At 62.7% G+C, this 26,329-nt stretch carries 24 protein-coding genes and 1 pseudogene; 10 read left to right on the forward strand and 15 right to left on the reverse strand.

Annotation, left to right across the window (positions count from 1 at the left end; translation table 11 throughout):
• Nucleotide 1 precedes the first annotated feature (1 nt).
• Both QIW53_RS23920 and QIW53_RS23925 read right to left on the reverse strand, forming a co-directional pair.
• Entirely contained in the window at nt 2-3,103 is a 3,102-nt protein-coding gene (locus tag QIW53_RS23920; RefSeq protein ID WP_371052026.1) for a multidrug efflux RND transporter permease subunit, read from the reverse strand.
• A complete protein-coding gene (locus tag QIW53_RS23925) occupies nt 3,100-4,260 on the reverse strand; it encodes an efflux RND transporter periplasmic adaptor subunit (RefSeq protein WP_371052027.1) in 1,161 nt (386 codons plus the stop codon). The genes QIW53_RS23920 and QIW53_RS23925 overlap by 4 nt, the downstream gene beginning before the upstream one ends.
• A 294-nt stretch (nt 4,261-4,554) precedes the next feature.
• Between QIW53_RS23925 and QIW53_RS23930 the strand changes: the two genes are divergently transcribed.
• The 3 genes and pseudogenes from QIW53_RS23930 to QIW53_RS23940 all read left to right on the forward strand — a co-directional run bounded on the left by QIW53_RS23930 (nt 4,555) and on the right by QIW53_RS23940 (nt 6,505).
• A complete protein-coding gene (locus QIW53_RS23930) occupies nt 4,555-4,782 on the forward strand; it encodes a hypothetical protein (protein WP_371052028.1) in 228 nt (75 codons plus the stop codon).
• Between the two features lie 139 nt (nt 4,783-4,921).
• A pseudogene (locus QIW53_RS23935) lies at nt 4,922-5,203 on the forward strand (PAS domain-containing protein); the annotation flags it as partial.
• Between the two features lie 210 nt (nt 5,204-5,413).
• A complete protein-coding gene (locus QIW53_RS23940) occupies nt 5,414-6,505 on the forward strand; it encodes a methyl-accepting chemotaxis protein (protein ID WP_371052051.1) in 1,092 nt (363 codons plus the stop codon).
• A gap of 61 nt (nt 6,506-6,566) precedes the next feature.
• Here the strand turns inward: QIW53_RS23940 and QIW53_RS23945 are convergent, their stop codons facing one another.
• The 5 genes from QIW53_RS23945 to norR form a co-directional block, all read right to left on the reverse strand.
• Nucleotides 6,567-7,316 (reverse strand): YkgJ family cysteine cluster protein, encoded by a 750-nt coding sequence (locus QIW53_RS23945; RefSeq protein WP_371052029.1) that lies wholly within the window; start codon nt 7,314-7,316, stop codon nt 6,567-6,569.
• 81 nt (nt 7,317-7,397) lie between these two features.
• The gene (locus QIW53_RS23950) at nt 7,398-7,724 is read right to left on the reverse strand and encodes a hypothetical protein (RefSeq protein WP_371052030.1); all 327 of its coding nucleotides are present in this window, start codon (nt 7,722-7,724) and stop codon (nt 7,398-7,400) included.
• A gap of 155 nt (nt 7,725-7,879) precedes the next feature.
• Complete coding sequence (locus QIW53_RS23955) at nt 7,880-8,338, reverse strand: GNAT family N-acetyltransferase (protein WP_371052031.1); 459 nt, start codon at nt 8,336-8,338, stop codon at nt 7,880-7,882.
• A 25-nt stretch (nt 8,339-8,363) separates the two neighbouring features.
• Nucleotides 8,364-9,266: a chemotaxis protein CheV gene (locus tag QIW53_RS23960; RefSeq protein WP_371052032.1), complete on the reverse strand. Its 903-nt coding sequence runs from the start codon at nt 9,264-9,266 to the stop codon at nt 8,364-8,366.
• 245 nt (nt 9,267-9,511) lie between these two features.
• Nucleotides 9,512-11,062, reverse strand: coding sequence for a nitric oxide reductase transcriptional regulator NorR (norR, locus tag QIW53_RS23965; protein WP_371052033.1), 1,551 nt, complete (start codon nt 11,060-11,062; stop codon nt 9,512-9,514).
• Between the two features lie 154 nt (nt 11,063-11,216).
• On the opposite strand from norR, the gene hmpA reads away from it, so the two are divergent.
• Nucleotides 11,217-12,398 carry an NO-inducible flavohemoprotein gene (hmpA, locus tag QIW53_RS23970; RefSeq protein WP_371052034.1) on the forward strand — a complete coding sequence of 394 codons (1,182 nt, stop codon included), beginning with the start codon at nt 11,217-11,219 and terminating at the stop codon, nt 12,396-12,398.
• Nucleotides 12,399-12,534: 136 nt separating this feature from the next.
• Here hmpA and QIW53_RS23975 read toward each other — a convergent pair whose 3' ends face one another.
• From QIW53_RS23975 to QIW53_RS23995, 5 genes are all read right to left on the reverse strand, one after another.
• Nucleotides 12,535-13,161 (reverse strand): helix-turn-helix transcriptional regulator, encoded by a 627-nt coding sequence (locus QIW53_RS23975; protein WP_371052035.1) that lies wholly within the window; start codon nt 13,159-13,161, stop codon nt 12,535-12,537.
• Between the two features lie 73 nt (nt 13,162-13,234).
• The gene (locus tag QIW53_RS23980) at nt 13,235-14,377 is read right to left on the reverse strand and encodes an NAD(P)/FAD-dependent oxidoreductase (protein WP_371052036.1); all 1,143 of its coding nucleotides are present in this window, start codon (nt 14,375-14,377) and stop codon (nt 13,235-13,237) included.
• A 143-nt stretch (nt 14,378-14,520) separates the two neighbouring features.
• Nucleotides 14,521-15,474, reverse strand: a complete 954-nt coding sequence (locus tag QIW53_RS23985) for an ornithine cyclodeaminase family protein (RefSeq protein WP_371052037.1) — start codon at nt 15,472-15,474, stop codon at nt 14,521-14,523.
• 122 nt (nt 15,475-15,596) lie between these two features.
• The gene (gene rhlB / locus QIW53_RS23990; RefSeq protein ID WP_371052038.1) at nt 15,597-17,090 is read right to left on the reverse strand and encodes an ATP-dependent RNA helicase RhlB; all 1,494 of its coding nucleotides are present in this window, start codon (nt 17,088-17,090) and stop codon (nt 15,597-15,599) included.
• Nucleotides 17,091-17,178: 88 nt separating this feature from the next.
• Nucleotides 17,179-17,835: an alpha/beta hydrolase gene (locus tag QIW53_RS23995; RefSeq protein ID WP_371052039.1), complete on the reverse strand. Its 657-nt coding sequence runs from the start codon at nt 17,833-17,835 to the stop codon at nt 17,179-17,181.
• A 470-nt stretch (nt 17,836-18,305) separates the two neighbouring features.
• On the opposite strand from QIW53_RS23995, the gene QIW53_RS24000 reads away from it, so the two are divergent.
• The 4 genes from QIW53_RS24000 to QIW53_RS24015 all read left to right on the forward strand — a co-directional run bounded on the left by QIW53_RS24000 (nt 18,306) and on the right by QIW53_RS24015 (nt 22,484).
• The gene (locus QIW53_RS24000) at nt 18,306-19,337 is read left to right on the forward strand and encodes an amino acid ABC transporter substrate-binding protein (RefSeq protein ID WP_371052040.1); all 1,032 of its coding nucleotides are present in this window, start codon (nt 18,306-18,308) and stop codon (nt 19,335-19,337) included.
• A 65-nt stretch (nt 19,338-19,402) separates the two neighbouring features.
• Nucleotides 19,403-20,584, forward strand: a complete 1,182-nt coding sequence (locus QIW53_RS24005) for an amino acid ABC transporter permease (protein ID WP_371052041.1) — start codon at nt 19,403-19,405, stop codon at nt 20,582-20,584.
• Nucleotides 20,585-20,594: 10 nt separating this feature from the next.
• The gene (locus QIW53_RS24010) at nt 20,595-21,692 is read left to right on the forward strand and encodes an amino acid ABC transporter permease (protein WP_371052042.1); all 1,098 of its coding nucleotides are present in this window, start codon (nt 20,595-20,597) and stop codon (nt 21,690-21,692) included.
• 27 nt (nt 21,693-21,719) lie between these two features.
• Nucleotides 21,720-22,484 (forward strand): amino acid ABC transporter ATP-binding protein, encoded by a 765-nt coding sequence (locus QIW53_RS24015; RefSeq protein WP_003178331.1) that lies wholly within the window; start codon nt 21,720-21,722, stop codon nt 22,482-22,484.
• 65 nt (nt 22,485-22,549) lie between these two features.
• Here the strand turns inward: QIW53_RS24015 and QIW53_RS24020 are convergent, their stop codons facing one another.
• Both QIW53_RS24020 and QIW53_RS24025 read right to left on the reverse strand, forming a co-directional pair.
• Nucleotides 22,550-23,032: a type II toxin-antitoxin system MqsA family antitoxin gene (locus tag QIW53_RS24020; RefSeq protein ID WP_371052043.1), complete on the reverse strand. Its 483-nt coding sequence runs from the start codon at nt 23,030-23,032 to the stop codon at nt 22,550-22,552.
• On the reverse strand, nt 23,029-23,340 hold the full coding sequence (locus QIW53_RS24025) for a type II toxin-antitoxin system MqsR family toxin (protein WP_371052044.1): 312 nt from the start codon (nt 23,338-23,340) through the stop codon (nt 23,029-23,031). Before QIW53_RS24025 ends, QIW53_RS24020 begins: the two co-directional genes overlap by 4 nt.
• A 166-nt stretch (nt 23,341-23,506) precedes the next feature.
• Here QIW53_RS24025 and QIW53_RS24030 point away from each other — a divergent pair, with 166 nt between their 5' ends.
• Both QIW53_RS24030 and QIW53_RS24035 read left to right on the forward strand, forming a co-directional pair.
• Complete coding sequence (locus QIW53_RS24030) at nt 23,507-24,166, forward strand: FadR/GntR family transcriptional regulator (protein WP_371052045.1); 660 nt, start codon at nt 23,507-23,509, stop codon at nt 24,164-24,166.
• Nucleotides 24,156-25,463 carry a CynX/NimT family MFS transporter gene (locus tag QIW53_RS24035; protein ID WP_371052046.1) on the forward strand — a complete coding sequence of 436 codons (1,308 nt, stop codon included), beginning with the start codon at nt 24,156-24,158 and terminating at the stop codon, nt 25,461-25,463. The genes QIW53_RS24030 and QIW53_RS24035 overlap by 11 nt, the downstream gene beginning before the upstream one ends.
• Nucleotide 25,464: 1 nt before the next feature.
• On the opposite strand, the gene QIW53_RS24040 is transcribed toward QIW53_RS24035, so the two are convergent.
• Complete coding sequence (locus tag QIW53_RS24040) at nt 25,465-26,115, reverse strand: DUF1120 domain-containing protein (RefSeq protein WP_371052047.1); 651 nt, start codon at nt 26,113-26,115, stop codon at nt 25,465-25,467.
• Nucleotides 26,116-26,329: the final 214 nt, after the last annotated feature.

Genomic DNA, 26,329 nt, shown 5'->3' on the forward strand with positions numbered 1-26,329 from the left:
CTCAGTCTGTGGTCGCCAGCGCCGCCACGGGCGCGTGCTTGGGTCTATGGAACAGCCGTTCAAGCCACAAGTATATGACCGGCGTGGTAAACAGCGTCAGCACCTGGCTCACCAGCAAGCCACCGACCACCGCGATCCCCAGCGGTTGGCGCAGCTCGGCGCCGGTGCCGTAGCCGAGCATCAGCGGCAGGGCGCCGAGCAGGGCGGCGAGGGTGGTCATGATGATCGGCCGGAACCGGGTGATGCACGCCTGGAAGATCGCTTCCTCGGGCGGCAGGCCACCCTTGCGCTGCGCTTCGAGGGCGAAGTCGATCATCAGGATGCCGTTTTTCTTGACGATGCCGATCAGCAGCACCAGGCCGATCAGTGCCATGATCGAAAAGTCCTGGCCGCAGATCCACAGCATGATCACCGCGCCGAGTCCCGCCGCCGGCAGGGTCGAGATGATGGTCAGCGGGTGCACGAAACTTTCATAGAGCACGCCGAGAATGATGTACACCGCCACCAGCGCCGCGAGGATCAGCCACGGCTGGCTGGCGAGCGAACTCTGGAACGCCTGGGCCGCGCCCTGGAAGTTGCCGCTGATCGCCACCGGCATGCCGATGTCGGCCTTGGCCTGGTCGAGCAGGATTACGGCATCGCCCAGTGCCACACCGGGCGCCAGGTTGAAGGACAGGTTGGCGGCCGGGAACATGCCGTCATGGGCAATCGACAACGGGCCGATGGTCGGCGCATCGAAGCGGGCCAGCGCCGACAGCGGCACCATCTCGCCACTCAGCGGCGAGCGCAGGTAGAAGTAGTTCAGGCTTTCCGCCTTGCCGCGCTGTCTGGTGTCCAGTTCCAGGATCACGTTGTACTGGTTGACCTGGGTCTGGAACTCGTTGATCTGTCGTTGGCCGAAGGCGTCATACAGCGCCTCGTCGACGTCGCTGGCGGTCAGGCCAAAGCGCGCCGCCGCGCTGCGGTCGATGCTGATGTGAGTGATGCTGCCGCCCAGTTGCAGGTCGTTGGACACGTCGCGGAACGCCGGCAGGCTGCGCATTTTTTCCGTCAGGCGCTGGGTCCAGGTGCTCAGCACCGCGCCATCGTTGCTCTTGAGCACGTATTGATACTGGGCCCGGCTCGGGCCGGAACTGAGGTTGATGTCCTGGCCGGCGCGCAGGTACAGGACGATGCCCGGGACTTTCATCAGTTGCGGGCGAATCCGGTCGATGAATTCACTGGCCGACACGTCGCGCTCGCTGCGTTTCTTCAGGGTGATCCAGAAGCGACCGTTGGCGATGGTCTGGTTGCTGCCCGAGACCCCGACCGAGTGGGAAAAGGTTTCGACCGCCGGGTCGGCTGCGACGATCTCGGCCATTGCCAGGTGTTTTTTCACCATGTCGCCGTAGGAAATGTCGGCGGCCGCCTCCGTCGTGCCGAGCACAAAACCGGTGTCCTGCACCGGAAAGAAACCCTTGGGAATGAAGACATAGCCACCCACGGCCAGTACCACGGACAGGCCGAAGATACCGAGCATCAGTTTCTGATGGGCGAGGGCACGGCGCAGGCCCCTTTCATAGAGGTCCAGCAGACGCTCGCCAAAACCCTTTTTGCCCTCGGGGTGATGCGCCGGAGCGCGCATGAACAGCGCGGCCAGCGTCGGCGCGAGGGTCAGGGACACCACCACCGAAATCAGAATGGTCGAGGTCGCGGTCAGGGCGAATTCCTTGAACAGTCGCCCGACCACGCCGCCCATGAACAGCAACGGAATGAACGCCGCCACCAGCGAGAAACTGATGGAAACCACGGTGAAGCCGATCTCCCCGGCGCCCTTGATCGCCGCTTCGCGCATGCCGTCGCCGGCCTCCAGGTGACGGTGAATGTTCTCCACCACCACAATCGCATCGTCGACCACAAACCCCACGGCGACCACGATCGCCACCAGTGTCAGGTTGTTCAGACTGAAGCCCATGACGTACATCAGGGCGAAACTGGCGATCAGCGACACGCCCAGCACGGCCGAAACGATCAGGGTTGCCGACAGCTGGCGCAGGAACAGCGCCATCACCGCCACCACCAGCAGGACCGCAATCAGCAGGGTGATTTCCACTTCATGCAGCGAGGCGCGGATGGTCTGGGTGCGGTCGATCAGGGTCTTGACCTGCACCGAGGCCGGCAGCATCGCCTCCAGCTCCGGCAGCGCGGCCTGGATGCGGTCCACGGTCTCGACGATGTTGGCCCCCGGCTGGCGGAAGATCACCAGGTTGACCCCCGGTTGCGAGCCCGCCCAGGCCTGGACGTAGGCATCTTCCGAGCCGTTGACGACCTTGGCCACGTCCCGCAGGTGCACCGGCGCGCCGTCCTTGTAGGACACGATCAGTTGGCTGTAGTCCTCGGGATGGAACAGCTGATCATTGGTCGACAGCGTTGAAATGCTCGATTCGCCGTACAGCGCGCCCTTGGCCAGGTTGAGGCTGGTCTGCTGGATCGCCAGGCGGATGTCCGCCAGCGTCAGGCCGATGGCGGCGAGCTTGTCCGCCGAGACCTGCACGCGGATGGCCGGGCGTTGCTGGCCGGTGATGGCGACCTGGCCGACGCCGTCGATCTGGCTGATCTGCCGCGACAGCAGGGTTTCGGTCAGGTCGCTGAGTTCGGGGCCGGGCATCAGCGATGAGTTGACGCTGAGGATCAGCACCGGACTGTCGGCCGGGTTGACCTTGCGCCAGGTCGGCAGGTTGGGCATGTCCTTGGGCAGCTTGCCGGCGGCGGTGTTGATCGCCGCCTGGACTTCCTGGGCGGCGGTGTCGATGCTCTTGTCGAGGGTGAATTGCAGGGTCAGGTTGGTCGAGCCCAGGGCGCTGCTCGAGGTCATCTGCGTCACGCCGGGAATGGCGCTGAATTGCACTTCGAGCGGCGTGGCCACCGACGAGGCCATGGTTTCCGGGCTGGCGCCGGGCAGTTGCGCGGCGACCTGGATGGTCGGGAACTCCGCTTCGGGCAATGGCGCCACCGGCAGGCGCGGAAAGGCGATGGCCCCCAGCAGCACCAGGGCGAAGGTCAACAGCACCGTCGCCACCGGGTGGTCGATGCACCAGGCGGATATCGAGCCGTGTCCCTTCATGGTGCGGTCTCCGACTGCACCACTTGCGGCGGCTCGGTCAGCACCTGCACGGTGGAGCCGGGCTTGAGGCGCGACTGGCCGTCACTGACCAGCACGTCGCCTGGTTTCACGCCCTTGATGATGTTCTGCCCGCTGCCCTGATACACCATCTGCACAGGTACGGTTTCCACCTTGTCACCCTGGACCCGGTAGACGAAGGGTTGGTCGAGGCCGCGTTGTACGACGGTGGGTGGCACCACCAGCGCATTGCGGTCCAGCGCGGTCTGAATCTTTACCGTCACCAGCAGGCCCGGCCAGAGTTTCTGCCCGGCGTTGTCGAATTCGGCCTTGGCCCGGATGGTCCCGGTGTTGGCGTTGATCTGGTTGTCGATCAGAGTCAGGTGACCTTCGCCGAGCAGGTTGCCGGTCTCACCGTCGGTATCGGCGCCGATGTAGGCCTTGACCCGCGCGTGTTGCGGATCGCTGATCAGGCCTTGCAGGGTTGGCAGCATCTGTTGCGGCAGGGAGAACTCCACGGCGATCGGGTCGATCTGGGTCACGGTGAACAGGCCCTGGGTGTCGGTCATGCGCAGGAAGTTGCCTTCGTCGACGGTGCGAATACCGACGCGGCCGCTGACGGGCGAGCGAATCTGAGTGTAGGAAAGCTGAACTTGCGCAGCGTCAATCGAGGCCTGGTTGCCCTGGGCCGTGGCCTTGAGCTGGTTGACCAGCGCTTGCTGCTGGTCGTAAGTCTGCTTGGACACGCCGTCGTCGACACTCAGCAACTTGTAGCGCTTGAGGTTGACCAGCGCCACTTGCAGTTGCGCTTGGCTTTCACCGAGCTGGGCGCGGGCCTGATCGAGATTGGCACGAATCGAGCGGTCATCGATGGTGGCCAGCAGGTCGCCCTTGCTCACCAACTGACCTTCCTTGACCAGGATTTTCGTGAGAATGCCGTCGATCTGCGGGCGCACCACCACGCTGTGCAGGGACAGCACCGAGCCGATGCCGCTGACATAGCGCGGCACGTCTTTTTCGGCGACGCTCACCACCCGTACCGGTATGGCACTGGACGCGGCCAGTTTGGCCTTGGCCGGTCGGGTCAGGTACCAGGTGCCCAGCGCGACCAGGACGATCAGCAGGCCTGCAACCAGGGCGGTTTTTTTCTGAATTCGCATGCGAGTGGTGCGCCGGGGGGCTGTAAGTTTTGATCCCCTGTAGGAGCGAGCATGCTCCGGGCGGCGTTCCGACGATGGAGGACCAGACATCGCGGGCATCCAGACACCCAGCGTCATCGTTGACGACCATCGCGACGGTTCGACGCCTCGACATGCTCGCTCCTACAGATACAGAAACAATTCGGGCTACTACGTTCTTTATAAACCCGTTCGGCGGTCAGGAAGGTGACGGCCAACTGACGGCGCTGTCAGTTTGGGTATACTGCCGGCTTTATAGCACCACCCGGAGCTCCCATGACTTCCCCGACACAACCGCCGGTTGCCGACGCTTCGAGCGACGAGACGACGGACAGCGCAACCACTTCCGCGATCCCGGCGTTCAAGTTCCCGTTCAAGCCGGGCGAGCTGGCCGCAGCCAAATCGCCCAACCAGCCGTGGTACAAGAACGGCGCCAAAAATGGCCACACCAAGGTTCCCGGTGCGGCGCCGCCCGGCACCCGGCGTTCGATGGGCAAACGCTGAGTTTCAGGCCTGCCGGCTGCCCGGTCAGCTTCGGGTAATGGCTAAGTGCTCATATCCTGAGCCAGATCAACGTTTGTGGAATCAGTGCGCTTAGAGTCAGCAGCTTTGCCGACTCTTCCCTTCAACGAGCGCGCTTTCCATGAAGATCAACCTCCCGGTCACAGGCCGTCATGTCGATGTTGCAGCGGATGCGAACATCCTTTCGACCACTGATCTGACCAGCGCGATCACCTACGCCAACGACGACTTCATCAAGATCAGCGGCTACAGCCGCGAGCAATTGCTGGGGGCGACGCACAACCTGCTGCGTCACCCGGACATGCCGCAAGCCGCGTTCGCCCACATGTGGCAGACCCTCAAGGCGGGTCGCTCATGGATGGGCATGGTGAAAAACCGCTGCCAGAATGGCGATCACTATTGGGTGAGTGCCTTTGCCACGCCAATGACGCAGAACGGGCAGGCGGTGGAGTACCAGTCGGTGCGCACCCGGCCCTCGGCGCAGCAGGTCGAAGCCGCCGAAAAAGCCTACACGCAACTGCGCAGCGGGCACACGCCCCTGCTGCAACGCCTGCCCGTGCTCAGCCCGGGACTGACACTGACCTTGTTGTTCTGCGCGGTACTGGCCGCAGTCGTGGGGTTTGAAGCCTGGCTCAACCCTTCCTCGTGGAAGGTCGGATTGCTGGCCCTGGTCGCCGGCAGTGCGCTGGTGGCGGCGGGAACGTGGCGGCTGTTGCGTCCACTGGCGGCATTGACCGAGCGCGCCAGGCAGATCGTCGATAACCCGCTGAGCCAGGGCATCTACACCGGTCGCCGGGATCAGTTCGGCCAGATCGAGTTTGCCTTGCAGATGCTCGAAGCACAGATAGGCGCGGTGGTGGGGCGCATCGGCGATGCCTCGCAACGCCTGGCCGGGCACGCGGCGGAGCTGGTCGAACACTTGCAGGGCAGTCACAGCAGCACGCTGGATCAGCAGGCGGAAACCGATCATGTGGCGGCAGCCATCGACCAGATGTCCACCAGCGTTGCCCAGGTCGCCAGCCATGCCCAACAGGCGGCCGTGGCCGCTGACCTGGCGGGCACCGAAACCCTGGAAGGGCGGCAGCTGGTCAGTGAAAGTCGCCAGGCGGTGTTGCGCCTGGCCGATGAGCTGACGCACGCCACCGAGGTCATTCATCAGTTGGAAGGGCACAGCAGCGAGATCAGCAACGTCCTGGAAGTGATCCGCAGCATCGCAGAGCAGACCAATCTGCTGGCGCTCAACGCCGCGATCGAAGCGGCCCGCGCCGGGGATGCCGGGCGCGGCTTCGCCGTGGTGGCCGACGAGGTGCGGGGCCTGGCCCAGCGCACTCAGCAATCGACCAACGAGATCGAGCGCGTGATCAGCACCCTGCAGAACGGCACGCGGGATGCCGTGCTGGCGATGCAGCAAAACAGCGAGCAGGTGCACAACAGCGTCGAACAGGCCCGGCGGGCAGCCGAGGCGCTGGACGGGATCAGTCGGCGGGTCAACCAGATCAGCGACATGAACCTGCAGATCGCTTCGGCGGTGGAAGAACAGAGCACCGTCAGCGAAGACATCAACCGCAACATCAGCAGCATCCGCTGCGCCTGCGAAGTCACGGTCGATGAAGGGCAGCGCAGCCAGGCCAACGCTGCAGACGTCGCCGGGCTGGCGGGTGACTTGAGACGCCTGGCGCAGGAATTCTGGCGCGGGCGCCGTTAACGGGCACCGTTAACGGGCACCGCTAGTGGGTGCCGCTAACGGGCGCCGCAAGCGGGATCCGCTAAGCCGCGCGCAGGGAAATGAAGGTGTAGCGGGACGAGGCTTCGGTGGTCACCAGGGCGCCGCACGCCCGCAACTGGCTGGCGATATCGTCGCCCGAAACGTGGAACTGCCACTCACTGCCGGCGACCGGCGGCGGTTGTTGCGTCATCTGCTCGATCACACCGGCAAACGCCTGCGTGTCCGGCAGCCAGGCGGTGAAGCCATCGCCCTTGAGCGCCGTGGTGCGAATGCCCAGCGAGGCGCAGATGGCATCCTTGGTCTGGATGTCATCGCGATCCGCCTGGCGGGAACGCTGGATCAGGCCGGCCAGTTCCTGATCGACCAGTTCTCCGCCGATGATCAGCTCTGGACCTTTTTCCCAAGACTCGGGCGGGCATTCCTTGATCGCCGGGTTGAGTGGAATGTGCGGATTGATTTCCATCGGGTAGATACGGCACACCAGCGGCCGGCGTTCGTAGATGCGGCAGAGGTTGTCGTCGTCAAGATTTCGGCAGCGGCCGGCGTTGTAAGCGGCAAAGGTGATGGCGACGTGGGCCTGGGTCGTGCCGCTGGGCACCGATGCCGAGCGGCGTTCGGCGTGTTCGCGTTGCGCGGCCGCCACGCCCAGGCCATTGGCCAGGAAACCCTCCACCAGCACGATCACCTGGCCGCCGTCGGCGGCCCACATCCGGGCTTCGGCCAAGGTCAGCGGCACGTGATGGTCAGTGCAGCATTTGCCACAGCCTACGCAGGAAAACGTCGTATTCATTGAAAGGTAAATCGCTATCGGGGCCCGAATCGGCGACAGAATGCCGCCGCGAAGGGGGGGGCGAAGCAAGTTATGCGCCACTCACTTGGATTTGGCGGGCACCCGGATCGAGTCCCACTCGGTGACGTAGGCGGTTTTGTCTTTGTGGCTGTAGAGGCACAGCTCGGTGCCTTGCTGGCCCTTCATGTGTTTTTGCGGGTAGCGGCCCTGCAGCAGCACGGCGGTGTAGCCGACCCGGTCATCGAACTGTGCGGACTTGCCGACGGGCCACGGGTCCTTCAGGCCGCTGGCCTTGGTGCATGTGGCGAGCACGTTTTTGTCATGGGCTGCCCAGGCCTCATCGCTGGAAGCGTGAGCCTGGCTGGCGAGGGCGCTGAGGCAGAGCAGGGTCAGGGTGATGGCTTTCATGGACAGGCATCCTTGGAGGCAGGTGGGGCGAGTATGCCTGATGGATTGGTTTGACCGCATCGCGAGCAGGTTCGCTCCCACAGGGAATGTGTAAAGACTGAAGACCGTAGTGGAAGCGAGTCGGTTCCCGGCGGGGTTCCGACTAAAGCGTTCTGTCAGGTGGGCACCGTTTCCCTGCGGACCACGTACATGCCAGCCTTTTCATACAAGCGCTGGGCCCGCAGGTTGACCGCCATCACCTTCAGGTCCACATACCCTTCACGACGCTGGGCAAACGTATGAAACGCGTGCAGCAGCAGGGCATGACCCAGGCCTCGCCCCCGTGCGTCCGGGTGCACCACCAGATTTTTGATGTAGGCGCTGGTCCAGCACTGGCAAACGCCGACGATGGTGTCGGCCTGCAAGGCGATGAAGCACAAGGCGGGATCGTATTCGGCGTCGGTCTCGAAGCGTTGCTGCCAGACGTCCAGCGCCGGCACGCGGCCGCCGCCGTCGCGATGGCCGAGCTCCATCAGGCGATGAACCCCCGGCGCCAGGTCGGGCCGGTACGGTTGGAGTTCGATGCCCTGAGGCCAGTCGATCGCCGGCAGCGCCCCGGCAAGGCAGCGCCGCATCAGCAGACACCAGGCCTCTGTCACCTCAATGGCCTTGTTCGGTGATGGTCCTGGCCGCGTCGATCAGGCACTTGGTCAGTTCCGGCGAGGAAAACTTGGTCAGCACCGCATTGGCCCCGGCCAGTCGTGCTTTTTCGCTGTTCATCGCACTGTCGAGCGAGGTGTGCAGCAGCACGTACAAATGCGCGAAATCCGGGGTTTCGCGCAGGGTGCGGGTGAAGGCGTAACCGTCCATCTCCGACATCTCGATGTCCGAGACGATCAGGTTGATCTGCTGCGCCGTACCTTGCAGGTCCAGCAGGCAGTCGATGGCGTCCTTGGCGCTGCGCGCGGTGTGGCATTGCAGGCCGAGATTGCGCAGGGTATGCACCGATTGCTGCAGGGCCACCTGGCTGTCGTCGACCACCAGGATGCGGGCGTTGCCCAGCACTTCGGCGTCTTCCATGCTCAGCTCGGTCGGCGCCATCTCGATCTGCGCCGGGGCAATGCCGTGGATGACCTTCTCGATGTCCAGCACCTGCACCAGCGTACCGTCGACCGAGGTCACGCCGGTGATGTACGAGCGCACGCCGCCGGAACCAAAGGGCGGTGGGCGGATGTCGGTGGTCAGGCAATGGACGATCTTGCTCACCGCCTGAACGTGCAGGCCCTGCTTGGAACGGCTGATGTCGGTGACGATCAGGCAGCCGCCGTTGGGATCGTCCAGCGGTCGCTCACCAATCGCCCGGCTGAGGTCGATCACCGACAGCGACGCACCGCGCAGGGTGGCAATGCCCTGCACGTGAGGGTGCGATTCCGGCAATTTGGTCAGCGGTGGGCAGGGAATGATTTCACTGACCTTGAGCAGGTTGATCGCCATCAACTTGCCGCTGCGCAAGGTAAACAGCAGAAGCGAAAGTGAATCTGCGCGGGCTTTGGTGGAGGACATAAAAACCTTCTGTGGAAAAAGGTGAGTGGCGATCACCAGGACCGCCAACTGCTATCGATGCCGGGTTATCGACTCGATGAGGTCAGGCTTTAGCCGATCCGCCAAAACGATGACCCCCACCCTGTAGGAGTGGGCTTGCTCCGGGCGGCGTTCCGACGATGGTCGTCAACGATGACGCTTGCAACCTGATGCCCCGCATTGTCCGAACCACCATCGCGAGCATGCTCGCTCCTACAGGTGAGCGGTTACTTTATGCCCAGCCGCTTGGCCATCCGCCCGAGGTTCGCACGGTCCAGGCCCAGCTCCCGGGCCGCACTCGCCCAGTTGTTGTGGTGGCGCTCCAGGCAGGCATTGATCAACTGGCGTTGATAGCGTTCGGTGGCCTCGCGCAAGTCACCGGTCACTTGCGCCGCCGGGACGACGCTGGACGGTTCGTCAGCCACTTCAACGCTGGCATTGGGCAGGTCCAGATTCTCGGCGCCGAGGCTGAGGATCTTCGGCCGTTCCCGGCAGTTGCCCAAGGCCTTGAGAGCGCTGCGGCCAATCAGGTGCTCCAGTTCGCGCACGTTGCCCGGCCAGTCGTAGGCCAACAGCGCTGCCTGGGCTTCGCTGGTCAGGCGCAGGCTGTTGAGGCCCATGCGCGAGCGGTTCTGCTCGAGGAAAAAGCCGCTGAGCAGCAGCACGTCGCGGCCGCGATCGCGCAGGGCCGGCACCAGCAACGGATAAACGCTGAGGCGGTGATAGAAGTCGGCGCGGTAACGGCCGCTGCGCACTTCTTCGGCGAGGTCGCGGTTGGTGGCAGCGATGAGCCGCACGTCGACCTGATGTTCCTTGTCCGAGCCCAGGCGTTGCAACTGGCCACTTTGCAGGACGCGCAGCAATTTGGCCTGCACGGTCAGCGACAGCTCGCCGACTTCATCGAGAAACAGCGTGCCGCCATTGGCCAGTTCGAACTTGCCGCGACGGTCGCTGGTGGCGCCGGTGAAGGCGCCGCGCACGTGGCCGAACAGTTCGCTTTCCACCAGGGTGTCCGGCAGCGCCGCGCAGTTGAGGCTGATGATCGGTTTGTCGGCACGGGGCGAGGCGGCGTGGATGGCCTGGGCCACCAGCTCCTTGCCGACCCCGGTTTCGCCAGTGATCAACACGGTCAGGTCGCTGCCGCCCACCAGGCTGATTTCTTCCACCAGTCGCTTGTGGGCCTTGCTCTGGCCGATCAACTCGCGGTTTTGCTGGCCGCTGGCCTGGCGGTACAGCTCGGCACGTTGATGTTCGTCTTCGGCGCGATTGGCCAGGCGTTCGATGCGTTCGGCAGCGTTGACGGTGGCGGCGGCCAGGCTGGCGAAGGCTTGCAGGGCATCCAGTTCGACCGGTTCGCGGGCCTGTGGGTCAAGGGCGTCGAGGGTCAGCAAACCCCACGGGCGCTCGTCGATGAACAGCGGGCAACCCATGCAGTCGTGGACTTCCAGGTGATCGTCGAGGCCATCGACCAGCCCGTCATAGGGGTCGGGCAACTCGCTGTTGGCGGCGAAGCGCGTCGGGCCTGGGCTGCTGAGCAACGCCTCGAAGCGCGGGTGTTCACTGACCTTGAAGCGCCGGCCCAGGGTGTCGGTGCTCAGGCCGTCGACGGCCAGCGGCACCAGCCATTCGCCATCCAGGCGCAACAACGCGGCAGCGTCGCACGGCAGCAGCGCGCGCATGGCTTCGAGCAGACGCCGATAACGCTCGCCTTCCGGCAGTTCGCGGGACAGGTCGGAAACCAGCGGGAGCAATGTGGTGAGCAGGGATTTTGCAGTCATAGTGACTCCATGTAGTCCGGGTGACTATATGCCAAGCGCTGTCGATATGACTATATAGTTATTAACATATTGATTTATAACGAATTAATAATTGGCATGGAAACTGATATGTCTAGAGCACATCAGAACCCCCAAGTGGCCGAGGAGTCACCTTATGCTTAGCGTACAAGACCGTGCAATCATCAAGTCCACCGTGCCACTGCTGGAAAGCGGCGGCGAGGCCTTGATCACCCATTTCTACCGCATGATGCTCTCCGAATATCCGCAGGTGCGTCCGCTGTTCAACCAGGCTCACCAGGCCAGCGGCGACCAGCCCCGCGCCCTGGCGAACGGCGTGCTGATGTACGCCCGTCACATCGACCAGCTCGACCAACTGGGCGACCTGGTGGCCAAGATCATCAACAAGCACGTGGCCCTGCAGATTCTGCCGGAACACTACCCGATCGTCGGCACCTGCCTGCTGCGCGCGATTTCCGAAGTGCTGGGCGAAGAGATTGCCACACCACAGGTGATGAGCGCCTGGGCGGCAGCCTACGGTCAACTGGCCGACATCCTGATCGGTGCCGAAACCAGCATCTATGACCAAAAAGAAAAGGCCCCGGGCGGCTGGCGCGGCGCGCGGGAATTCATCGTGGCCGACAAGGTCCAGGAGAGTTCGGAAATCGTCTCGTTCTACTTCGAGCCGGCGGACAAGGGCCTGATCCTGGCCGCAGAACCTGGCCAGTACATCGGCATGCAACTGTTCCTGGACGGCGAAGAGATTCGCCGTAACTACTCGCTGTCGTCCCTGAGCAACGACAAGCACTACCGCATCAGCGTCAAGCGCGAGCCGAACGGTCGCGCGTCCAACCACCTGCACGATCAGCTGCATGTGGGCGACAGCATTCAGCTGTTCACCCCGTCGGGTGAGTTCACCCTCACCGAAAGCGACAAGCCGCTGGTACTGATCAGTGGCGGCGTGGGTATCACGCCGACCCTGGCGATGCTTGAAGCAGCCCTGAAAACCGAACGCCCGGTGCACTTCATCCACTGCGCGCGCAATGGCAGCGTGCACGCCTTCCGTGACTGGATCGACGATCTGGCCGAGCGCCACCCGCAACTGCAGCGCTTCTACTGCTACGCCGAAGATGACGGTGTCAGCCCGGCGGCGCACAAGGTCGGGTTGTTGAGCGAGGAACAACTGGCCGAGTGGATGCCGGAGCACCGCGATGTGGATGCCTACTTCCTGGGGCCAAAGGGCTTCATGGCGGCGATCAAGCGTCACCTCAAGGCGCTGGGTGTGCCGGAGAAGCAAAGCCGTTATGAGTTCTTCGGCCCGGCTTCGGCTTTGGAATAAGCCTGAACACCGCATGACCCTGTAGGAGCGAGCATGTCGAACCATCGCGATGGTCGTCAACGAAGACGCTGGATGCCTGACACCCAGCGGTGCTCTGACTTTCATCGCGAGCATGCTCGCTCCGACACGGGGGCGGTCAGCCTTTGAGTTCTTTAAGGTGCTTGTACACCGTCGCCCGTCCCATGTTCAGGACATTGGCCACATAGTTGGAAGCGCTTTTGCCCTTGAAGGCGCCTTCGGCATGCAGGGCCAGCACCAGCTCGCGTTTGTGGTCGCGGGTCAGCAGGTTCAGGCTCAGTTGCCGTTCGCGCAGCCAGCCGTGGAGGAAAGTGTTGATCCTTTCCTGCCAATCGTCGCGAAACAATGAGTCGGGCTGCGGAATCAGCTTGCTCGGCGACAGGAACAGGTCCAGCGCCGCCTTGGCGTTTTCAAACAGTGAAATATTCAGGTTGATGCACAGCACCGCCAGCGGATTCCCGTTGCTGTCGCGCAGGACGCTGCTCAGGCTGCGGATCTTCTGACCATCCCAATTCAACTTTTCATACGGCCCGATGTTTCGCTCGCTGCTGCCTTCGCTGAGCATGTCTTCCAGCGCGGCATCATCGCCCACCTCGCGCTTGGACAGGTTGTTGGCGATGTAGTCGATCTTTTGCGTGCGCAGGTCGTGCAGCACCACCTCGGCGTGGGGGAAGAACAGCGTGGCGATGGCATCGGCGATCGCGCGGAAGTTATCCAGGGCCGGGTCTTTGGCAGGTGCGTTCATAGGGTGGAGCTCCAGGCGGCGGTCAGCGCCCGGCAGACGGGCGCTGGCAGTGTGCCGCAATCGGTTCGACACGTCACTGAGCAGGCGAACCGCCCAGTCGAGCAGGGGAGAGCATGGCGGCGTCGAGGCCAAAGCGTGTCAGTGCCTCGGGCAAGGGTTCGCCGCGCACCAGGGCGGCGCTGGCCTGGCCCATGGCCGGCGACGTCTGGATGCCGTAACCGCCTTGTGCCGCGACCCAGAACAGCCCCGGCACCTGTGGATCGAAACCCGAGAGCAGGTCGCCGTCGCTGACGAAGCTGCGCAGACCGGCCCAGGTGCGGGTCGGGCGGCGAATGGTCAGGGTGGTGGCTTCTTCGATCTGGTAGATGCCCATGGCGATGTCCAGCTCTTCGGGTTGCACATCGTGGGGTTCCACCGGGTCGGCATTGGCCGGGGAGCCGAGGAACATGCCGGCGTCGGGCTTCATGTAGAACGATTCGTCGAGACTGACCAGCATCGGCCAGTGGTGCATGTCCAGGCCTTCGGGGCCGGCAAAGATGAAGGCGGCGCGGCGTTTGGGTTGCAGGCCCATGGGCCGGGCACCGGCCAGTTCCCCGACCTTGTCGGCCCAGGCACCGGCGGCATTGATGATGACGGGCGCGCTGAAGGTGTCGGTGGAGGTCTCGACCTGCCACAGGCCCTGGGCGTCGCGGGTCAGACGCTGCACTTCGCAGTCGGTGCGCACTTCGCCCTGGTTGCGGCGGATGCCGCGCAGGTAACCCTGATGCAGGGCATCGGTGTCGATGTCGCTGGCGGTCGGGTCGTAGATCGCGCCGTGGACCTTGTCCCGGCGCAGGATCGGCAGGCGCGCGCAGGCTTCTTCGGCGCTGAGCAACTGCATCTGCGGCACCGTGGCCTTGGCGCTGAGGTATTGATTGTTCAGCTCGGCCGGATCACCGCTGAAGTCCACGGTCATTTCACCGCGCGGCGTGAGCAGGGAATGTTCGCAAAATCCGGCGGGCGGGGAGTCGAAGAAGTCACGGCTGGCCAGGGTCAGTGCACGCACCTGCGGCGTGCCATAGGCGGCGGTGTACAGCGCGGCGGAGCGTCCGGTGGAGTGATAGGCCGGATGGGATTCGCGCTCGAGCACAATCACCCGCGCCTGTTGCGACAGCCAGAAACCGGTGGAGGCGCCGGCAATCCCGCCGCCGATGATGATGAAGTCTGCGTGGTTCATGTGGGTCTCCGAAGGCGCGCAGTGCCATTAATATCCGTGAACTCTCCTGTGGGAGCGGGCTTGCTCGCGAAGGCAGCGTGTCAGACACATCAATGGAGACTGACACACCGCCTTCGCGAGCAAGCCCGCTCCCACAATTGGGGTCAGTGTGGTGGCTGAATCTGGTAGATGGCATTGGCCAGCGCGATGTCTTCCAGGCCCAGGCCGATCGAACGGAAAAAGACCGAGCGCTTGTAGTCCGGGCGTTGCACCTTGCCGCTGAGCAGTTCGGGCAGGTCGCCGACAATGGCGCTGCTGTCCCAGCCATGCTGTTCGCCGGCAATCAGCATTTCCCCCGCCGAACCCGGCGTGGTCAGGCGGTAGTCGCAGAAGACCTGCAGGGTGTTGAGGCTCTGCGGCGGCACTTCATGGGCGCGCGGCGCGTTGGTACTGATGGAGGTGATCAGCGCCGCTTTGCTCAGGCTGGCCGGGTCGATCACCGGCCCGGCGGAGGAGGTGCACAACAGGATCACGTCGGCGTCCTCGAGGGCGGCTTCGCGACTGTCGGCGAGGGTCAGGCGCGGGTCGAGGCGCTGGATTCGAGCCCGTTCCTCGGCGTCGCTGTGCTTCAGCCCCGGCGAATACATGCGCAGGTTCTGCCAGTCACGCAGACCCTTGATGTAATGCACGTGGGCCTGGGCCACCTTGCCGCTGCCGATAATGGCCAAACGTCGGGCGTTCAATGGCGCGAGTGCGTCCACGGCCACGGCGGTGGTGGCGGCCGTGCGGGCGGTGGTCAGTTCGCCGGCATCGCACAGCAGCAGCGGCTGCCCGCTGTGCATCGACATGAGCAAGGTCCAGGCGGTCACCAGCGGGCCCTGTTCGCGCACGATATAGGGCGAGGTTTTCACCCCGTAGACGCCGTCTTCGGCCAGCACGCCCAAGTAGTTGATGAAATCTCCGGCGCCTTGGGGAAATGCCACCCATTGCTGCGCCGGTTGCACCGCCCGCCCGGCCGCCAGGTCGCGGAACAGCTTGCGCAGAATTTGCGGCACATCAATCTGCGCCAGACACTCGCGAGCTTGGGATTGAGTGATCACATGAGGGGTGGCGGACATGGGCGTCTCCGGCTGATCTAAACTTATTTGTCCATTATGGACTTTAAGATCCATATGGCAACGGCCGGGCGAAAAAAAAGCGCAGTCCGTTGCCGGCTACGCCTTTTTTCTGCACGTCCCGGTTATGGACGTTTGCGCTCGACCGGCCGCAACAGATGGGTCGGCGGCGTTTCACAGCTGATTTTCTTGCCGAGCAGCGCCTCGATGGACGGCAGCTGGTAGGAGTCGTCTTCACCGGCAAAACTGATGGACACGCCATCGGCGCCGGCGCGACCGGTACGGCCGATCCGGTGCACGTAATCGTCCGGGACTTCCGGCAGAGTGAAGTTGATCACGTGGCTGATGCCGTCGATGTGAATGCCGCGACCGGCGACATCGGTGGCCACCAGCACGCGAATCTTGCCTTCGCGGAAGCCTTCCAGGGTCTTGATGCGCTTGTGTTGCGGCACATCGCCCGACAGTTGCGCGGCGTTGATGCCGTCGCGCACCAGGCGCTCTTCGATACGCCGCACTTCATCCTTGCGGTTGGCGAACACGATCACCCGCTCCCAGCCGTTATCGTTGACCAGGTTATAGAGCAGTTTGTACTTGTCGGCACCGGCCACGGCATAGATGTGCTGCTCGACGTTTTCGCTGGCCACGTTGGTGACTTCGATTTCGACGATCGCCGGGTCGGTGGTCCATTGCTTGGCCAGGTTCATCACGTCTTCGGTGAAGGTCGCGGAGAACAGCAGGGTCTGACGCTCGGCCTTAGGCGGGGTCTGGCGAATGATCTGGCGCACCTGTGGGATGAAACCCATGTCGAGCATGCGGTCGGCTTCGTCCAGCACCATGACTTCGACCATGTCCAGGTGCACGTCGCCACGCTGGTTGAAATCGAGCAGGCGACCCGGCGTCGCGACGAGGATGTCGCAGTGACGGGCTTCGAGGTGCTTGAGCTGCTTGTCGAAGTCCATGCCGCCGACGAAGGTCATGACGTTGAGGCCGGTGTACTTGGTCAGGTCGGCGGCGTCCTTGGCGATCTGCACCACCAGTTCGCGAGTCGGCGCGATGATCAGTGCGCGCGGTTCGCCCATGTAGCGTTCTTTGGGCGGCGGGGTCTGCAGCAGCTGGGTGATGATCGAGATCAGGAAGGCGGCGGTTTTACCGGTGCCGGTCTGGGCGCGGCCAATGGCGTCCTTGCCCGCGAGGGTAAAGCCCAGCACCTGGGCCTGGATCGGCGTGCAATACGGGAAGCCGAGGTCCTGGATCGCGTGCATCAGCTGTGGCGCGAGCTTGAAGTCGTGGAAGCGGGTTTTGCCTTCCTGGGGTTCGACGACGAAGTCCTCGATTTTCCAGGGGATGACCGGTGCTTTCGGCTTGGGCTCGCGGCGCGGCCTGGCAGGTTTCGGCGCTGCGCCGGGCGGCGCCGCCTCGGCCTTGGCATCTGCCTCGGCTGCGGCCATGGCCGGTGCTGCCTTGGGCGCACGTTTCGCGGCCGGTTCGGCGGCAGGGCGCACAGGTCGCTGATCGTCGGTGCGCGGGGAGGGGGCAGGAGACACGGCGCTGGAGGTTGGTGCGAGCGGCTCAGCCTCGCCTTTACCGAACATTTTCTTGAGTGCTTTGAGCACGATCATCTCATCAATAGGTTAAGTGCCGGCCAGTGTAATGCAAGAATCGGGCGCGGCGTAGTGGGAGGGATCAATGGGCGCTTTCGCGCCGGTTTCAGCGCAGGCGTTCGGCCAGCCAGACACCAATGTCGCGAATCTCCTCGGGTAACACTTCGTGCCCCATTGGGTATTCCTGCCATGTCACGGTGACACCATGGCGCTTCAAATGCTCGTACGCGCTACGACCCATGGCGTTTTGCACCACATCGTCGTACTGACCGTGCAGGCAGGCGACCGGAATGCGCTGTTGGCTGGCGGAGAGTTCCAGTTCGTCGCTGAAGGTCGGTGCGTAGGTGGAGAGGGCAAGTACGCCACCCAGCGGGCCCTGCCATTTCAGAAACGCGGTGTGCAAGACCACGGCGCCGCCTTGGGAAAAACCGGCCAGGAAGATCCGCGAGGCGTCTATTCCGCTGGCGCGCTGGGTTTCGATCAATTCGATGACCCGCTCCGCCGAGGCTTCAAGCTGCTCGCGACTGATTGCCCGGGCCGGGCTCATGGCCAGAATGTCGTACCAGCTGGGCATCTCGTAGCCGCCGTTGATGGTCACGGCGCGAGTCGGTGCCTGGGGCAGGACGAAGCGCGTGCTCAGCAGGCTTTCCTGCAAGGCTTCGGCCACCGGCAGGAAGTCGTAGCGGTCGGCGCCCAGGCCGTGAAGCCAGATAACGCAGGCGTCAGCGGGTTTCACGGGTTCAAGAATCAGGGGCTCGGTCATGGGTTGCTCCATTTTTGTGCGTGCGCTCTCAATGGGTGCGTGGTGGGAGTGCGCGTCTGGTTGATCAGTTACGAAGATGTCGCAAGGCTGAAAGTTTGGCTATTGACCTGTCGACGAAATGCTTTGGCGAGCGGTCTGGTACGGGCTTTGCTACATAAACACTTGTATGAATAATCCCACGCCTGTCGGTAACACTATCAGGCCTTTGTTCGTCGTGGGATAGCAATAAATCCGGTGATGGATGTTCGCCAATGGCCGACTCGGGCTTAGCGAACGTGAAAGGGCTACAGCCCGTTCGGCCGATTGGTGAGAAGTGAGTGATCCCCATTCTGTGGATTTCTCCTACTAGACTCATGGCGCGGTCTCTACGTCGGTTGATCCCAAAAGAAGCCAACACGGATCAACAACGCCTCAAAAGGGTGCGACAGGAATCACGCTCCGACACAACAAGAGCAAAACTGGAGGTTTGAATGAAGATGTTGAAATCCACCCTGGCCGTCGTGACTGCAGCCGCAGTTCTTGGCGTCAGCGGGTTCGCTCAGGCGGGTGCAACCCTGGATGCAGTGCAGAAGAAAGGTTTCGTGCAGTGTGGCGTCAGCGATGGTCTGCCAGGCTTCTCGGTTCCTGATTCCACCGGCAAGATCGTCGGTATCGATGCTGACGTATGCCGCGCCGTGGCCGCTGCCGTTTTCGGCGACGCGACCAAGGTCAAGTTCAGCCAGTTGAACGCGAAAGAGCGCTTCACCGCGCTGCAGTCGGGCGAAATCGACATCCTGTCGCGCAACACCACCATGACCAGCTCCCGTGACGCCGGCATGGGCCTGAAATTCCCTGGCTTCATTACCTACTACGATGGCATCGGCTTCCTGGCCAACAGCAAGCTGGGCGTGAAAAGCGCCAAAGAGCTGGATGGCGCGACCGTCTGCATCCAGGCCGGTACCACCACCGAGCTGAACGTTTCCGACTACTTCCGCGCCAACGGCCTGAAGTACACCCCGATCACTTTCGACACCTCCGATGAAAGCGCCAAGTCGCTGGAATCCGGTCGTTGCGACGTGCTGACTTCCGACAAGTCGCAACTGTTCGCCCAGCGCAGCAAGCTGGCCGCGCCGAAAGACTACGTGGTTCTGCCGGAAACCATCTCCAAGGAGCCCCTGGGCCCGGTCGTGCGTAACGGTGACGACGAATGGCTGGCCATCGTGCGCTGGGTTGGCTACGCCATGCTCAACGCTGAAGAGGCTGGCGTGACGTCGAAGAACGTCGACGCTGAAGCCAAGTCCACCAAGAACCCGGACGTCGCTCGTCTGCTGGGTGCCGACGGTGAATACGGCAAAGACCTGAAAGTGAAGAAAGACTGGGTCGTGCAGATCGTCAAGCAGGTCGGCAACTACGGTGAAGTGTTCGAGAAAAACCTCGGCAAGAGCACTCCGCTGGAAATCGACCGCGGCCTGAACGCGCTGTGGAACAACGGCGGCATTCAATACGCACCACCAGTGCGCTGATGGTTCTATCACCCGGCAGGCCAACTGCCGGGTGATGTTCTGTTCCATTACATCCGGGGCACTTCATGCAAAATTCAATCGGCGCACCAAAGCAGAGGTTCAGCCTCAGCGATCCCAAAGTGCGTGCGTGGCTCTTCCAGATCATCACCATCATTGCGGTGGTTTCGATGGGCTGGTACCTGTTCGACAATACCCAGACCAACCTTCAGCACCGGGGCATTACCTCCGGTTTTGACTTTCTGGAGCGCAGTGCCGGTTTCGGCATCGCCCAGCACCTGATCGACTACACCGAAGCGGACAGCTATGCCCGGGTGTTCGTCATCGGCCTGCTCAACACCTTGCTGGTGAGCTTCATCGGCGTGGTCCTGGCAACCATCCTCGGCTTCGTCATCGGCGTCGCCCGCCTGTCGAAGAACTGGATCATCGCCAAAGTGGCGACCGTGTACGTCGAGGTCTTCCGTAACATTCCGCCGCTGCTGCAAATCCTGTTCTGGTACTTCGCGGTCTTCCTGACCATGCCGGGGCCGCGCAACAGCCACAACTTCGGCGACACCTTCTTCGTCAGCAGCCGTGGCCTGAACATGCCCGCCGCGCTGGCCGCCGAGGGTTTCTGGCCGTTCGTGGTCAGCATCGTGGTGGCCATCGCGGCGATCGTGCTGATGAGCCGCTGGGCCAACAAGCGCTTCGAAGAAACCGGCGAGCCGTTCCACAAGTTCTGGGTCGGCCTGGCCCTGTTCCTGGTGATCCCGGCGCTGTGCAGCCTGGTCTTCGGCGCACCCGTGCACTGGGAAATGCCCGAGCTCAAAGGCTTCAACTTCGTCGGTGGCTGGGTGCTGATCCCGGAACTGCTGGCCCTGACCCTGGCCCTGACCGTCTACACCGCGGCGTTCATCGCCGAGATCGTGCGTTCGGGCATCAAGTCGGTCAGCCACGGCCAGACCGAGGCGGCGCACTCGCTCGGCCTGCGCAACGGTCCGACCCTGCGCAAGGTGATCATCCCGCAAGCCCTGCGCGTGATCATTCCGCCGTTGACCAGCCAGTACCTGAACCTGGTGAAAAACTCGTCGCTGGCCGCCGGTATCGGTTACCCGGAAATGGTTTCGCTGTTTGCCGGCACCGTGTTGAACCAGACCGGGCAGGCGATCGAGGTGATTGCCATCACCATGAGCGTGTACCTGACGATCAGTATCAGCATTTCCCTGCTGATGAACTGGTACAACAAGCGCATTGCGCTGATTGAGCGGTAAGGAAAAGCGCATGAGTACCCATACTTTCAAACCTGACATGCCACCACCGAGCAGCAGCATCGGCGTGGTGGCATGGATGCGCGCGAACATGTTCTCCAGTTGGCTCAACACCCTGCTGACCCTGTTCGCGTTCTACCTGATCTACCTGGTGGTCCCACCGATCCTGCAGTGGGCGATCATCGACGCCAACTGGGTCGGCACCACCCGCGCCGACTGCACCAAGGAGGGCGCCTGCTGGGTGTTCATCCAGCAGCGCCTGGGCCAGTTCATGTACGGCTATTACCCGCCGGAACTGCGCTGGCGCGTGGACCTGACCGTGTGGCTGGCGGTGCTCGGCGCCGCACCGCTGTTCATCAAGCGCTTCCCGCGCAAGGCGGTCTACGGCCTGGGCTTCCTGGTGCTGTACCCGATCATTGCCTGGTGCCTGCTGCACGGTGGCGTCCTCGGCCTGCAACAGGTAGCGACCAGCCAGTGGGGCGGCCTGATGCTGACCCTGGTGATCGCGACCGTGGGTATCGCCGGTGCCTTGCCGCTGGGGATCGTCCTGGCGCTGGGGCGTCGTTCGAACATGCCGGCGATTCGTGTGGTCTGCGTGACCTTCATCGAGTTCTGGCGCGGCGTGCCGTTGATCACGGTGCTGTTCATGTCCTCGGTGATGCTGCCGCTGTTCCTGCCTGAGGGCATGAACTTCGACAAACTGCTGCGGGCGCTGATCGGCGTGATCCTGTTCCAGTCGGCCTACGTCGCCGAAGTGGTGCGCGGTGGCCTGCAGGCGATTCCCAAGGGTCAGTATGAAGCCGCCGCCGCCATGGGCCTCGGTTACTGGCGCAGCATGGGCCTGGTGATTCTGCCGCAAGCCCTGAAGCTGGTGATCCCGGGCATCGTCAACACCTTCATCGCGCTGTTCAAGGACACCAGTCTGGTGATCATCATCGGCCTGTTCGACCTGCTCAACAGCGTCAAGCAAGCGGCCGCCGACCCGAAATGGCTGGGCATGGCCACCGAAGGTTATGTGTTCGCCGCCCTGGTGTTCTGGATTTTCTGTTTTGGTATGTCGCGCTATTCCATGCACCTGGAACGCAAGCTCGACACGGGCCACAAGCGCTAAGTCGCTACCTATTTGGGAAGTTTTGAAATGAGCGAAGCAATCAAGCAGCCTGTGAGCCCTGAAGGCATTATTCAGATGCAGGGCGTGAACAAGTGGTACGGCCAGTTCCACGTGTTGAAAGACATCAACCTGAACGTCAAGCAAGGCGAGCGCATCGTCCTGTGCGGCCCGTCGGGCTCGGGAAAATCCACCACCATTCGTTGCCTCAACCGCCTGGAAGAGCACCAGCAGGGCCGCATCGTAGTCGATGGCGTGGAGCTGACCAACGACCTCAAGCAGATCGAAGCGATCCGCCGTGAAGTTGGCATGGTGTTCCAGCACTTCAACCTGTTCCCGCACCTGACCATCCTGCAGAACTGCACGCTGGCGCCGATGTGGGTGCGCAAGATGCCCAAGCGCAAGGCCGAGGAAATCGCCATGCACTACCTGGAGCGCGTACGCATTCCGGAGCAGGCGCACAAATACCCGGGGCAACTGTCCGGCGGTCAGCAACAGCGCGTGGCGATTGCCCGTGCCTTGTGCATGAAACCGAAAATCATGCTGTTCGACGAGCCGACCTCGGCCCTCGACCCGGAAATGGTGAAGGAAGTACTGGACACCATGATCGGCCTGGCCGAAGACGGCATGACCATGCTCTGCGTGACCCACGAAATGGGCTTCGCGCGCACCGTGGCCAACCGCGTGATCTTCATGGACAAGGGCGAAATCGTCGAACAGGCCGCGCCGAACGACTTCTTCGACAACCCGCAGAACGATCGCACCAAGCTGTTCCTGAGCCAGATCCTGCATTGATCGCCGCTCGGCAGTGAAATAAACCCGGACTGAGATCCGGGTTTATTTTTGCGCCGATTCATGGCTCAGGCAGCCGTTACTGTTTCATGCTCCTTGTGTTCGACTTGTGTGAAACCTCTCAAATCCGCGCCTTCGCCCAGTGCTTTGACATCGGTGAGTAGATGCGGATAGCGGTCCAGCAGTCGCATCAGCAACACCAGCGTCTTGGGTGCGAGTACTTCGCCGCGCTCGTAGCGGGAGAACGCATTGTGTCCACCGCCGGACAGCAGGAGTACCGCTTCTTTCTGTGACAAGTGCAGTTTGCGGCGGATGCGCCTGAGCTCTTCGCCGATCATCCGTCTCGCTGCCATGACCAGTTCGTCGGACGCCTCTGAATAGCGTTCCGAGCAGCCGGGGTCGAGAATGACTTCCGCGCAGACTTGGCACTCCCATCCGGACAGATCATCAACCCGGCGCTTCATTCCTTTTACGCTCATCGTTTCGCCGCGACCTTCGAAATGCCGCATGCCTTCATGTGCTCCGCAGCTGAAGCATTGTTTTGTATTCATGGGTTGTTCTCCTTGAAGGAGATCACCGGAGGTTCACCGCCCGAGCAATAAGTGACCTTGATGTAAATCTCCAGGTGATGCGAATTGATGTGGTACACGTCCTGCCAAACTCGATGATCGCCGTAGGTAGTCATCGACTTGTACAGCATCCGGCTGCTGAGTTCGAAAACGACTTCCTGCATTTCTTCAAGACTCAAACCCAAGTCTCGACCGTTGTTTCGAGCCGATTTAGTAAAGGCGTCTCTCCCCAGTCGCCTGACATCCTCCTTGATCATCCCCAAGTCGTAATGAGGTGTGTTCTTCTCCATAAAATCCCTAAGCCTCATCCCTAGAATTACCCTCATAGGGTAATTTGGTCTAATCGAAAATCCCGCTCGTTTTGCCTCCTTCTGACCCTAGACGGTTGCCGTCCTACCCGAAGCTGACTAACATGTCAGAAAATTCATCCTATGATTGGACGAAAGCTCGACCCCTATGTCAGATATTTCACCGTTGATTAAACGTTCCCTGGTCGATCAGGCCCTGGACCAATTGCGCCTGCGTATCACCGAAGGGGCGTGGCTCGTCGGCCAGCGCCTGCCCACCGAACCCGAGCTGTCCGCCGAGCTGGGCATCAGCCGCAACACCGTGCGCGAAGCCATGCGCGTGCTGGCGTTTTCCGGCTTGATCGAGATTCGCCAGGGCGACGGCAGCTACCTGCGGGCGGTGGTCGACCCGCTGGACACCGTGAAGGCGTTGTCGCGCTGCTCCCAGGAACAGGCGCGGGAAACCCGGCACATCCTCGAGGTGGAAGCCATCGGCCTGGCGGCCTTGCGCCGCACCGACGAAGACCTGGTGGCCCTGCGCGAGGCACTGGGGGTCAGTGGCCGTCACTATCACGGTGATCTCGACACCTACATCGCCTGTGATCTGGTGTTCCACCGTCGCCTGGTGGACGCCGCTCACAACCCGACCCTCAGCGAGCTGTATCGCTATTTCTCCAGTGTCGTCGGCGCGCAATTGCGCCACTGCCTGAACATTTCCCCGCGCCGCCAGGAAGTGTTCGACCTGCACATCGAATTGCTCGATGCCGTCGAACAACAGGACCCGGAGCGGGCCAAAGCGCTGTCGAGGCAGTTAATCAATGAACCCTGAAAACGAGAACAGCATGCGTGCTCAACCCCCCCTGATCACCGACGCCAAACGCACAACCGAGCTCGACGAACTGCTGATCGACGCCGAAGCCGATGACGAACAGGTCCAGCAAAGTCATCCGCTGCTGCGCCGTCCGTGGCTGTTGCTGCTGGGCCTGATCCTGGTGGCGCTGAACCTGCGTCCGGCGCTGTCGAGCATGGCGCCGATGCTCAGTGAGGTGTCGAAAACCCTCGGGTTGTCGGCGGCGCAGGCCGGTTTGCTGACCACCCTGCCGGTCCTCTGCCTGGGCTTGTTCGCGCCGCTGGCACCGGTTCTGGCGCGGCGTTTTGGCGCGGAGCGGGTGGTGCTGGGGATTCTGCTGACGCTGGCGGGCGGCATTATCCTGCGCAGTTCATTCGGCACCCTTGGCCTGTTCGGCGGCAGCGTAATGGCGGGTGCGAGTATCGGCATCATCGGCGTTTTGCTGCCGGGCATCGTCAAGCGCGACTTCCCGAAACAGGCCGGGACCATGACCGGTGTCTACACCATGGCCCTGTGCCTGGGCGCGGCCATGGCGGCCGGCGCGACCGTGCCGTTGAGCGAGCATTTCGATAAAAGCTGGGCGGCGGGCCTGGGCTTCTGGGCGATGCCGGCGTTGATCGCGGTACTGTTCTGGCTGCCGCAAGTTGGCCAGAAACATGGCGCGCACAACGTGGCCTACCGGGTGAGCGGTTTGTTGCGCGACCGCTTGGCCTGGCAAGTGACCGCGTACATGGGCCTGCAATCGTCGCTGGCCTACATCGTCTTTGGCTGGTTGCCGTCGATCCTGATCGGTCGCGGCCTGACCCCGACCCAGGCCGGCCTGGTGCTGTCGGGTTCGGTAATCGTGCAACTGGTCAGTTCGTTGGCCGCCCCCTGGCTGGCCACCCGGGGCAAGGATCAACGCCCGGCCATCGTGATCGTCATGCTGATGACCCTCGGGGGACTGTTCGGTTGCCTCTACGCGCCGATCGAAGGCCTGTGGGGCTGGGCGATTCTGCTCGGTCTGGGGCAGGGCGCCACCTTCAGTCTGGCACTGACCCTGATCGTGTTGCGTTCACGCGACTCTCACGTCGCGGCGAACCTGTCGAGCATGGCCCAGGGCTTCGGTTACACCCTGGCGTCCCTGGGGCCGTTCGCGGTCGGCATCGTCCATGACTGGACCGGCGGCTGGAGCGCCGTCGGCTGGATCTTCGGCGTGATCGGCCTCGGCGCCATCATCGCGGGGCTCGGCGCCGGGCGCTCGTTGTACGTCCAGGTGGTCAGCGAAAAAGTCTGACTCACAGGTACACCACATCCAGCGTCGCCGAACCGTCGAGCTGGATGTCGGTGCTCACGTCCAGCTCGGAAGTCGGGGCGATGACGGTCTCGACGGTCACCCGACTCGTCAGGTGCTGGATGAAGATCGGCCCGGCGTTGCTGCCGGCGATGTCGGTAAAGCCCAGGTAACTTCGGGCGCCAATCGGGATCGGCCGGCTGTTCGATGAACTCCAGGCCACGCCGCCCGTGGTGGAGTCGGTGCGAAACACCTGGGACAGGTCATCCACCACCGTTTGCGTCGGGTCGAAATTCAGCGAGTACAAACCGATCTTGTTGCCCCGGCTGTCATGGTTCAATCCATAGTAAATCTCGCTGTTGACGATGGCCGAGCCGTCGCGGTTGTCGCGCATGACCAACGCGAAACGCGCAGGACCGTTGCACTGGAGGGTGAAGTCGAGGTGCTTGTCGTGCAGTTGCGTACGCTTGTCGACGCTCAGGCTTTTGTAGGAAATTTTCCCGTAATCCACCAGGCCGTTATTGGACAGGGCGGGCGTGCACGCGATGGGGGTGATCCGTCCCTTGACGGTCAGGTCCACCGTCGAGGCGGCGTGGGCGCCGGGCGTGGCGCCGGCGAGTAAAGTGAGCACGAGCAAGGCGAAGTGAGTGTTCATTCGCGAAAGTCCCTTGGGTTGGATCGGACACTGAGCCGCTAGCACCGATTGCCGTGCGAGCGGCGACCGCGTCAGAAGTAGGTCAATTCGAAAGTCACCCTGTGACTTTAAAACAACTGACGCTTCCGCCGAAATGCATAGTGTTGATATCGGTGGGGGCCGTATGATTAAAAAAAAAATTGGGGGGGGGGGGGGGGGGGGGGGGGGGGGGGGG

The sequence above is a fragment of the Pseudomonas fluorescens genome, from assembly GCF_041354075.1.
Lineage (GTDB): Bacteria > Pseudomonadota > Gammaproteobacteria > Pseudomonadales > Pseudomonadaceae > Aquipseudomonas > Aquipseudomonas fluorescens_CE.

Bases quoted from the DNA above. Each gene is read 5' to 3' on its own strand.
- QIW53_RS24035 (WP_371052046.1), top strand. From the start codon at position 24,156: ATGAACCCTGAAAACGAGAACAGCATGCGTGCTCAACCCCCCCTGATC.
- QIW53_RS24015 (WP_003178331.1), top strand. From the start codon at position 21,720: ATGAGCGAAGCAATCAAGCAGCCTGTGAGCCCTGAAGGCATTATTCAG.
- QIW53_RS24040 (WP_371052047.1), bottom strand. From the start codon at position 26,115: ATGAACACTCACTTCGCCTTGCTCGTGCTCACTTTACTCGCCGGCGCC.
- QIW53_RS24030 (WP_371052045.1), top strand. From the start codon at position 23,507: ATGTCAGATATTTCACCGTTGATTAAACGTTCCCTGGTCGATCAGGCC.
- hmpA (WP_371052034.1), top strand. From the start codon at position 11,217: ATGCTTAGCGTACAAGACCGTGCAATCATCAAGTCCACCGTGCCACTG.
- QIW53_RS23930 (WP_371052028.1), top strand. From the start codon at position 4,555: ATGACTTCCCCGACACAACCGCCGGTTGCCGACGCTTCGAGCGACGAG.
- QIW53_RS23960 (WP_371052032.1), bottom strand. From the start codon at position 9,266: ATGTCCTCCACCAAAGCCCGCGCAGATTCACTTTCGCTTCTGCTGTTT.
- QIW53_RS23945 (WP_371052029.1), bottom strand. From the start codon at position 7,316: ATGAATACGACGTTTTCCTGCGTAGGCTGTGGCAAATGCTGCACTGAC.
- QIW53_RS23995 (WP_371052039.1), bottom strand. From the start codon at position 17,835: ATGACCGAGCCCCTGATTCTTGAACCCGTGAAACCCGCTGACGCCTGC.
- QIW53_RS24000 (WP_371052040.1), top strand. From the start codon at position 18,306: ATGAAGATGTTGAAATCCACCCTGGCCGTCGTGACTGCAGCCGCAGTT.
- QIW53_RS23950 (WP_371052030.1), bottom strand. From the start codon at position 7,724: ATGAAAGCCATCACCCTGACCCTGCTCTGCCTCAGCGCCCTCGCCAGC.
- QIW53_RS23975 (WP_371052035.1), bottom strand. From the start codon at position 13,161: ATGAACGCACCTGCCAAAGACCCGGCCCTGGATAACTTCCGCGCGATC.
- norR (WP_371052033.1), bottom strand. From the start codon at position 11,062: ATGACTGCAAAATCCCTGCTCACCACATTGCTCCCGCTGGTTTCCGAC.
- QIW53_RS23925 (WP_371052027.1), bottom strand. From the start codon at position 4,260: ATGCGAATTCAGAAAAAAACCGCCCTGGTTGCAGGCCTGCTGATCGTC.
- QIW53_RS24025 (WP_371052044.1), bottom strand. From the start codon at position 23,340: ATGGAGAAGAACACACCTCATTACGACTTGGGGATGATCAAGGAGGAT.
- QIW53_RS23920 (WP_371052026.1), bottom strand. From the start codon at position 3,103: ATGAAGGGACACGGCTCGATATCCGCCTGGTGCATCGACCACCCGGTG.
- QIW53_RS24020 (WP_371052043.1), bottom strand. From the start codon at position 23,032: ATGAATACAAAACAATGCTTCAGCTGCGGAGCACATGAAGGCATGCGG.
- QIW53_RS23980 (WP_371052036.1), bottom strand. From the start codon at position 14,377: ATGAACCACGCAGACTTCATCATCATCGGCGGCGGGATTGCCGGCGCC.
- rhlB (WP_371052038.1), bottom strand. From the start codon at position 17,090: ATGATCGTGCTCAAAGCACTCAAGAAAATGTTCGGTAAAGGCGAGGCT.
- QIW53_RS24005 (WP_371052041.1), top strand. From the start codon at position 19,403: ATGCAAAATTCAATCGGCGCACCAAAGCAGAGGTTCAGCCTCAGCGAT.
- QIW53_RS23955 (WP_371052031.1), bottom strand. From the start codon at position 8,338: ATGCGGCGCTGCCTTGCCGGGGCGCTGCCGGCGATCGACTGGCCTCAG.
- QIW53_RS23985 (WP_371052037.1), bottom strand. From the start codon at position 15,474: ATGTCCGCCACCCCTCATGTGATCACTCAATCCCAAGCTCGCGAGTGT.
- QIW53_RS24010 (WP_371052042.1), top strand. From the start codon at position 20,595: ATGAGTACCCATACTTTCAAACCTGACATGCCACCACCGAGCAGCAGC.